Genomic DNA, 7,853 nt, shown 5'->3' with positions numbered 1-7,853 from the left:
CCGGACATCCTGCGTGATGCCCGGCCAAGGGCAGCCGTGTCGGCGACCGCCGTCACCGCTCCCCTCGCCGGCGACTTCCGCCACGACGTCTACGACCGGTTCCGTACCACCGTGAGTGTGGAGACCACCCATGCCCCTGACATCCACTGACGACATCATCGGCCCCGCCTACGACCGGAACCGGGGGGTAGGAGCCTTCAACGTCGTCCAGCTCGAACACGCCGAAGCCATCGTCGACGGCGCACACCGGGCCGGCCTTCCCGTGATCCTCCAGATCAGCGAGAACACCGTGCGCTACCACGGCTCCCTGACCCCCATCGGCCGCGCTGCCCTGAGCCTGGCGGAGGAAGCGACCGTGCCCGTGGCCGTCCACCTCGACCACGCCGAGTCCGAGGACCTCGTACGCGAAGCCGTGCGGCTCGGCTTCACGTCCGTCATGTTCGACGCCTCCAAGCTGCCGTACGAGCGGAACGTGGCCGTGACGAGAGCGGTCACCGAGTACGGACACAGGGCAGACGTCCTCGTCGAGGCCGAACTGGGCGAGGTCGGCGGCAAGGACGGCGCCCACGCCCCGGGAGTCCGTACCGACCCGGACGAGGCACGCGCATTCGCCGCCGCGACTGCCGTCGACTGCCTCGCCGTCGCGGTCGGCAGCTCCCACGCGATGGCCACGCGCGACGCCGTTCTGGACTTCGACCTGATCAGCCGCCTACGCGACAGCGTCGGCGTGCCCCTCGTCCTGCACGGCTCCTCGGGCGTATCGGACACGAACCTCGCCAAGGCCGTCAGGGCCGGAATGACGAAGGTCAACATCTCCACTCACCTCAACGGCATCTTCTCCGCCACCGTGAGGCGGGAACTGGACCGCCGGCCGACGGTCAGCGACTCCCGCACGTACATCGGGGCGGCCCGCGAGAAGGTCGCCTGCGAGGTCGCACGCCTCCTGCGGGTCCTGGCGCTCGCCTGACACCCCACCTGCCCCCGTCGGCCGACGACAGGCGTTCACGGCTGACCGCCGCTGCTCGCACGGTCACCTCCTGTGCCCCTCCGGCGGCCCGCAGCACCTCCGCTCAGGAAAACGGAAGTTTCCCCGCCGCGACTCTTGTTTTACCGGTCAAATGAGCCGTACGGTCCACCCAACCGGCTGCAGTCGAAGCACGGCGGCCGCCCGGACCAGCGCGGAACAACGCCTGATCGCACAGGTCTTGCCCTTCCGCCCCCCGCCCGCCTTTCCCCAGCACCACCCGACGTAACACGGGCAACCCCTACGGGACGGTTCACCCCCCTACGGCACGGCTCTCCGGCCGTGAGGCGCACCGCACGACGCACCTTCACCCCCCCGCAAGACGCAAGAGGGAACGGGCCACCCCCACCTCCCTCCGCGGCCGCACCGCACCGCGCGGTCGCCCACACACGAACACACGCCCAGCCGTGTGTCCCCAGACTCTCTCCCCGGCACCGGACACGCTCCACGTGGTGCGCCGTGGTCCGGCGAGGAGAGCACCGCACCTGGAGCGCACAGTGCCGCTCCGCGTGTTACCGCCGTCCCGAAAGGACGCCGGACCACCCAAGGAGCCGTCTCCCCACGGCTCCTGCGATCAAGGAGTACTCGTGACCACTCCTCGAACCAGACTGGCCGGGGCGCTCGCCTCGGCCGTACTGGTCATCACAGGCAGCAGCGCGCTGACGATGCCCACGGCATCCGCCGACGCGACCGCCGCCTCCTACACCGTCACCGTCGGTGCCAAGGGCTCCTGGACCACCCCGGACGACACGCCCGCAGGCACCTACATGGACAAGGACGGCACCTTCTACTTCCAGCAGGCCCACGCGCTCTACGGCGCAAGCGACGAGCGCAGGTGGACCTTCTACACCGGAACGAACATCGAAACCGCCACCCGCTCCGGAACCATCAGCGACGCGGTCAACCCGGCCAACAGCAACGACCGCAACAACGACACGACCTGGCGGTGCAACAACAGCCCGACCGGCGTGGAATCCACCCAGGCTCCCTCGACGGGCACCTACGCGCACCGCAACTACTGCGACCTCGCGGGCGTGTGGGTGGACCCCGACACCGGCGACTGGTACGGACTCGTGCACAACGAGTTCACCCCGGAGCCCTTCGCGGACTACTCCCACTACGACGGCATCGACTACGCCGTCTCCAAGGACCAGGGGAAGACGTGGACCATCAAGGACCACGTCATCACCTCCCACTACAGCACCAAGCGCGGCGACACCACGGCCTTCCCCCAGCAGACCTACCACTACGGCACCGGTGACCAGCGGCTGTTCGTCGACACCGCCTCCGGCTACTTCTACGCCTTCTACGGCTCCCGCATCGTCAACAAGGGCGGCGGCTGGGCAGCCTTCTACGGCCACGTCGCCCGCGCGCCGATCTCCGGCAAGATGGCCCCCGGCACCTGGCAGAAGTGGTACGACGGCGCCTGGTCCGAGCCCGGCGTCGGCGGCCGCGAGAGCACCATGCTCCCGGTCGCAGGCACTAGCACCACCGGATACGTCGCGCCGGCCAAGGAGTACAACCCGGCGAACAGCGGCAGCGTCAGCCAGCAGATCGCCAACGGGCTCACGCCCGCCACTTCCCCGCTCTTCGTCATGGACATCACCTACAACGCCCACCTCGGCCTGTACATCGGCCAGCCGCAGGCGGTCGACCAGAGCGGCAACGCCTCCCAGGAGATCTACGCCACCGACAACCTGGCCACGCAGAAGTGGTTCCGCCTCGGTGACACGGGCTCGTACAAGAACGCCTCCTGGTACCGGTGGTTCCTCGACAGCGCCAACAAGACCAACTCCACGATCGTCGGCAAGGACTTCCGCTCGTACTGCTCGTTCGGCTGCTCCAACGGGGCGAGCGGTGAGTACGTCAACCTGACGATCAACACCACCGAGCCCGCTGCCCCCGTGGACACCTCCAAGAGCTATCGCATCGCCGGCGGCGGCGGACGCATCCTGGCGCAGGTCTCCGGGAGCTCGGCCACCACCTCGCTCGCCTCCTCCTCCGGCTCCGCCCTGGAGTCGTGGACCTTCACCTCCAACGGTGACGGTTCGTACCGCATCGCCAACACGAGCACCGGGCAGCTGCTCGGCGTCAGCACCGGCTCCACGGCGACCCGCGCGTGGGGCACCAAGCCCACGGTCACCGCGGCTCAGACCGGCAGCGCCGCCGTGGGACAGCAGTGGTTCGTGATCCGCGGCACCTCGCCCACCGACGGAACGGCCACCGGCACGTACAAGATCGTCAACCGCTACAGCGGCCTCGTCATCGGCCTCTCCTCCGACACCAACCGCCTCGCCGAGACCACACCCACCCGCAGCTGGACCAACACCACCGGCAACACGGTCGGCGGCACCCGGACCGCCGGCGAGCAGACCCTGACCCTCACCCCGACCGCCCAGGCCCCCGAAACGGTGACGGTCGGTAACCCGGGCAACCAGAACACACCCCTGAACACCGCCGTCTCACTCCAGATCACCGCCACCGACTCGGCCGGCAAGCCCCTCACCCTCACCGCCACCGGCCTCCCCTCCGGACTGAGCATCAGCCCCACCGGCCTCATCACCGGCACCCCCACCACCGTCGGAACCACCACCGCCACCGTCACCGCCTCCTCCGGCAGCGCCAGCGGCACGACGACCTTCACCTGGGCAGTCACCCCCTCCCTCAGCGGAGTCCACACCCTCACCGCCGCGGGCAAGGCCCTCGACAACCCCAACCACAGCACCACCAGCGGCACCCAGCTCATCACCTGGACACCGACCGGCGGCGCCAACCAGAACTGGACCTTCACCCGTCAGACCGACGGCACCTACACACTCAAGAACACCGAGTCCGGACTCTGCGCCGACGTCGAAAGCGGCTCCACCACCGCCGGCGCAAAGATCATCCAGTGGACCTGCACCAGCGGCCCCAACCAACGCTGGACCCCCACCCTCCAGCCCAACGGCACCTACACCGTCGCATCCGCGGCGACCGGACTCCTCCTGACGACCGCCTCATCTACCAACGGAGCCCTGGTCACCCAACAGCCCGACACCGGCAGCACCCTCCAGCAGTGGACCATCAACTGATCCACCGCCCGTAACCGACCTGTCGGGGCCCCGAACGACGAACGGGACCCCGACATGGTTGCGTCACGCACCGACGAGCATGCCGCTTCGACACCAAGACGTACTGCGTCAGGAACGTCGAAGCCCGGGTTGCTCGCAGGCGCGGGGGAACGGCGGCTGGTTCGGTCTCTTCGCGGGCCGCACGGTCAGTGAGGACCATGGTGATGTTGGGGGAGGTGGCCAAAGCGGCGGCCGCCAGCATGTCCAATACGCAGGAGTTTTTCGCTGCCAGGGCTGTTCAACCCGCTGAAGCGCGGCATTCTGGAGGAGGCGAGGCAATGGAGTTTCGTGTCCAGGGCAGGAGGTGCGGGCATGGTCCCTTCCGGGCATTCGCCGGCGCCTCGACCGTCGGTCCCCGTCTGTGACCGGTGCGGACGCTTCGCCGATCCCCGCTGGTCCGCCGCGGTGAAGGACTCCTCCTGCATTCACTCCGGCGATCCAGTGCGTGACGGGCAGCGACCGATCCACGCCTGCGGCCCCAAGCACACGAAGGCGCTGCGGCGTGACCGCGACCGGCGCGCCTACGCAGACGAGGAGCTGTGGTCCGGCCGGCTGGCCCGAGCCGCAGCAGCCGACGGACGCATGAGCATGGAGCAGCTGTCCCAGGCGGCCGGACTCACCAGCGACCAACTCGCCAGAGCGGCCGTGTGGGCGGGCCAGGAGCACCACGCACCCGTCCCCAGGCCCACCACGGCACCCACTCCCGTGCGGGCCGACCGATAGACCCACCTGTCCGGCCCGGTCCGCCTCCTCCCGAGGCCGTCAGAGCTGCGGGGGGAGGCATCAGTGAAAGACGACCCCATGCTTCCTCGCGCCCGCTATGCCGACGGCACGCTGCACCTCACCCTGCCCGACCTCGACATCCCCGCGCGGGCCGCCGCAGCTGTGGAAGTACAGGCACTCGTTCTCGCCTACCGGCCCGAGTGCCTCCGCGTCGAACTCCACCCCGGCCGGCCCTCACCTGCGACCCTCAGCGTCCTGGCTCGTACCCGGCGCCTCTGCGGAGCCCTCGGTATCCCCCTCGTCCTCGTCGAACCCCTTCCCACGGCCGCGCCGCCCACCATCACGGCTGCCTGAACAGGTCAACCTGTGCCGGCCGGCCGGTCGGACTGGGAAGAGATCGGCAGCGCCCGTCAGGTCGAGCAGTCGCAGCATCTGGTGGCTGGGAGCTGCGAGGCTGAGGATGCGGCCGGGGCGGAGGGCGGTCTCACGCGTCCGAAGCAGCGCGTCGAGTCCGGAAGAGTCGCAATAAGGACGAGTCGCTCAGGTCGACGACGACCGCTGCCGAAGGCTTCGCGAGCGACAGGCCTCCTTGGTCTTGGTGAGGGCTGATCCACGATCCTCGTCACCTACGAGCTCGTCGAACAGTCGGCACAGGAGCCCTCAAGCGCGTCGGCCGCCGCGGCTGGTGGCGGTCCTTCCTGTGAGCGGCTGGTGGGGTGGCAGTGGGTGGGTGTCAGCGTGCGCGCGCGTCGAGCACGCTGATCGTGGTGCTTGCGGTGCGCTCGTCACCCAGGGTTAAGGCTGCTGTGTTATCCCCGAGTCATGAAGCTTCTGGGGGGACGGCGTATATGGATCCAACTCGGCGGAGGGGCGATCGCGTCGGCGATCTCCGTTCTCTTCGCGCTGGGCGCCTTGGGGCAGTTCCGCGCCGCAGCGCGGATCGACGAGCGGCCCGTACGCGTGGAGGGCTCGGTCTCGCATGTCCCGCTCAAGAAGGGGGAGGGGTACGAGATCTCCTACGAGGTCGACGGCCGCACCTACCGGACGGACGACATCAGTCTCGGCCCGGACCTGACGCGACAGGTCCGGGTCGGCCTCCCCGTCCCGCTGGAGGTCGCCGCCGATGACCCGTCCATCGCGCGGGTCGCGGGCGCGCACTACCCGGACGACGACTTCTTCCCCACCTACGTCCTGGCGGCGTTCGCCTCGGCGGTGGCAGCGGCCCTCACCTTGTGGTTCGGCCGCCGGCCCAGGCCTGGTGCGCCCGCTCCCACCGGGCGATAGACCGCGAGGGCGGTTGCGAGTAACTCGTCGTCCGCTACGAAGGGACTGGGACTGCCCTCCTCGCGGCCGTCAACGAGTGTCTGCGACCAGCACTTTCGCAACGCTGCGCGGCTAGTGCGAGAAAACGGCTCGCGGGACTCGTGGCGCGGATGGCAGGGTCCAGCGCATGGCGCCCCAGTATCAGATTCGTGCCGACTACGACGCTCACTCGATCGTGGTCTACCAGGCGTACACGCCTGCCATCGCCGACGCGGCGCTGCGGGCGGGCCGCTTCGTTGCGCCGTTCTCGTTTCACCGGATGACGTGGATCAAGCCGTCGTTCATGTGGCTGATGCACCGCAGCAACTGGGGCCGCAAACCCGGTCAGGAACGCATTCTCGCGGTGCGCATGACGCGGGAGGGCTGGGAGGAGGCTCTTTCCCGGGCCGTGCTCACGACGGCCCACCCGGCGGCCGTCGCCGAGGCGGCCGTCCATGTCCAATGGGACCCGGAGCGCTCGCCGCGCGGGGCGGCGCTCAACCACTACAGCATCCAGGTCGGCATCGGCCGCCATCTGATTCGCACGTTCACCGACGACTGGATGGTGGGTCTCACCGACCTGACCCCGCAGGTCCGCAAGGCTGCCTCCCTGACACAGTCCGGGCATGCCGCGAAAGCCCAGCGACTGTTCCCCGCAGAGCGCGCCTACCCGCTGCCTCGGGCACTGGAGAACCGCCTTTCCTCAGGTGGGTGACCGAACGCTCGCTGCATGCCCCGTCCTTCACGGCGGCGTAAGCCGGAGCGGCCCGCAGAGCGAAAGGACTGGGGAAGGACCGGGGAAGGAATGGAGGCGGCCCACGCTGCGCGCGACTGTGTGAGTGGCTGCGCTCGGGCTGACGCGTCGGAGTGATGACTGGCCCGTTGGAATTTCCTACCAAGAGGACTTGGTCACGCCCGGAAGGAAGCCGGCGTGTGCCTGCCGGCGCATCTGTACGCGGGAGAGGCCGAACTTGCGCAGGTAGCCGCGGGGGCGGCCGTCCGTGCTGTCGCGGTTGCGTACGCGCGTGGCGCTGGCGTCGCGTGGCTGCCGGCGCAGTTCCGCTAGGGCTGCGTCGCGTTCCGGCGTCGTGGAGGACGGGCGGCGGATGATCTCCTTGAGTTCGGCCCGCCGGGCGGCGTACCGCTCGACGCTCTCCTTGCGCTTCTCGTTCTTCGCGGTCTTGCTTCGCTTCGCCATCAGATCTTCCCCCCTCGTGCGCGGATGCGTGCCACGGCGGCCTCGATGCCGATCGTGTCCACGGTCTTGATCGCCTTCGTGCTGAGCGTCAGGCGGACGTAGCGGCCCTCGCTGGGCAGCCAGTAGCGCTTGCGCTGGATGTTCGGGTCGAAGCGACGCGAGGTGCGCCGGTGGGAGTGGGAGATGGAATTGCCGAATCCCGGCTGGGCGCCGGTCAGTTGGCAGTGGGCTGACATGGGTGGCTGTCGCCTTTCTCGCTGGCTGGGGGTGGCTGCCACCCTACAGTATTGGAAATGAAAACCATTCTCATGTAGCGTGGGGTGTGGCACGCAACGACACACGCCCGGTCACCAAGGTCCGTTCCGCGGCAGGCGCCAGGTGCACCTACGTGACACGCGAGAACGGGCGCAACGACTCCGACCGCCCAGTGCTCCGCACGTACGACGCTGCCCTCGGCCGGCACGTCGACTTCCGTCAGGAGCACTGACCCCTGCCC

General features: G+C 69.0%; 9 protein-coding genes and 1 pseudogene. 7 read left to right on the top strand and 3 right to left on the bottom strand.

Features of this window, described 5'->3' with window-relative positions; genetic code table 11:
- The first annotated feature begins 130 nt into the window (after positions 1–130).
- The 4 genes from ACFCY7_RS11565 (at position 131) to ACFCY7_RS11550 (ending at position 5,211) form a co-directional block, all read left to right on the top strand.
- Positions 131–967 carry a class II fructose-bisphosphate aldolase gene (locus ACFCY7_RS11565; protein WP_376483523.1) on the top strand — a complete coding sequence of 279 codons (837 nt, stop codon included), beginning with the start codon at positions 131–133 and terminating at the stop codon, positions 965–967.
- A gap of 644 nt (positions 968–1,611) precedes the next feature.
- Positions 1,612–4,095, top strand: a complete 2,484-nt coding sequence (locus ACFCY7_RS11560) for an RICIN domain-containing protein (protein ID WP_376483521.1) — start codon at positions 1,612–1,614, stop codon at positions 4,093–4,095.
- Between the two features lie 480 nt (positions 4,096–4,575).
- Positions 4,576–4,857 (top strand): hypothetical protein, encoded by a 282-nt coding sequence (locus ACFCY7_RS11555; RefSeq protein ID WP_376483519.1) that lies wholly within the window; start codon positions 4,576–4,578, stop codon positions 4,855–4,857.
- A gap of 78 nt (positions 4,858–4,935) precedes the next feature.
- A complete protein-coding gene (locus tag ACFCY7_RS11550; RefSeq protein WP_376483517.1) occupies positions 4,936–5,211 on the top strand; it encodes a hypothetical protein in 276 nt (91 codons plus the stop codon).
- On the opposite strand, the pseudogene ACFCY7_RS11545 reads toward ACFCY7_RS11550, so the two are convergent.
- Positions 5,092–5,376: pseudogene (locus ACFCY7_RS11545) on the bottom strand (hypothetical protein); the annotation flags it as partial. The gene ACFCY7_RS11550 and the pseudogene ACFCY7_RS11545 overlap by 120 nt on opposite strands.
- Before the next feature lie 303 nt (positions 5,377–5,679).
- Between ACFCY7_RS11545 and ACFCY7_RS11540 the strand changes: the two are divergent.
- On the top strand, positions 5,680–6,141 hold the full coding sequence (locus ACFCY7_RS11540) for a hypothetical protein (RefSeq protein ID WP_376483515.1): 462 nt from the start codon (positions 5,680–5,682) through the stop codon (positions 6,139–6,141).
- 166 nt (positions 6,142–6,307) lie between these two features.
- On the top strand, positions 6,308–6,874 hold the full coding sequence (locus ACFCY7_RS11535; protein ID WP_376483513.1) for a DUF4291 domain-containing protein: 567 nt from the start codon (positions 6,308–6,310) through the stop codon (positions 6,872–6,874).
- A gap of 177 nt (positions 6,875–7,051) precedes the next feature.
- On the opposite strand, the gene rpsN is transcribed toward ACFCY7_RS11535, so the two are convergent.
- Both rpsN and rpmB read right to left on the bottom strand, forming a co-directional pair.
- Positions 7,052–7,357 carry a 30S ribosomal protein S14 gene (gene rpsN, locus ACFCY7_RS11530; RefSeq protein WP_376483512.1) on the bottom strand — a complete coding sequence of 102 codons (306 nt, stop codon included), beginning with the start codon at positions 7,355–7,357 and terminating at the stop codon, positions 7,052–7,054.
- Positions 7,357–7,593, bottom strand: a complete 237-nt coding sequence (rpmB, locus tag ACFCY7_RS11525) for a 50S ribosomal protein L28 (RefSeq protein WP_376483510.1) — start codon at positions 7,591–7,593, stop codon at positions 7,357–7,359. Before rpmB ends, rpsN begins: the two co-directional genes overlap by 1 nt.
- A gap of 86 nt (positions 7,594–7,679) precedes the next feature.
- On the opposite strand from rpmB, the gene rpmG reads away from it, so the two are divergent.
- Positions 7,680–7,844 (top strand): 50S ribosomal protein L33, encoded by a 165-nt coding sequence (gene rpmG, locus ACFCY7_RS11520; RefSeq protein WP_376483509.1) that lies wholly within the window; start codon positions 7,680–7,682, stop codon positions 7,842–7,844.
- Positions 7,845–7,853: the final 9 nt, after the last annotated feature.

It is taken from the genome of Streptomyces sp. NPDC056361 (genome assembly GCF_042262805.1).
Taxonomy (GTDB): Bacteria; Actinomycetota; Actinomycetes; order Streptomycetales; family Streptomycetaceae; genus Streptomyces.
This window is presented reverse-complemented; position numbering and strand designations above follow the sequence as displayed.

What these genes read in the sequence shown, in the direction of transcription:
- ACFCY7_RS11565 (WP_376483523.1), top strand. Translation starts at nt 131, where the DNA reads ATGCCCCTGACATCCACTGACGACATCATCGGCCCCGCCTACGACCGG.
- ACFCY7_RS11550 (WP_376483517.1), top strand. Translation starts at nt 4,936, where the DNA reads ATGCTTCCTCGCGCCCGCTATGCCGACGGCACGCTGCACCTCACCCTG.
- ACFCY7_RS11540 (WP_376483515.1), top strand. Translation starts at nt 5,680, where the DNA reads ATGAAGCTTCTGGGGGGACGGCGTATATGGATCCAACTCGGCGGAGGG.
- ACFCY7_RS11535 (WP_376483513.1), top strand. Translation starts at nt 6,308, where the DNA reads ATGGCGCCCCAGTATCAGATTCGTGCCGACTACGACGCTCACTCGATC.
- rpsN (WP_376483512.1), bottom strand. Translation starts at nt 7,357, where the DNA reads ATGGCGAAGCGAAGCAAGACCGCGAAGAACGAGAAGCGCAAGGAGAGC.
- rpmB (WP_376483510.1), bottom strand. Translation starts at nt 7,593, where the DNA reads ATGTCAGCCCACTGCCAACTGACCGGCGCCCAGCCGGGATTCGGCAAT.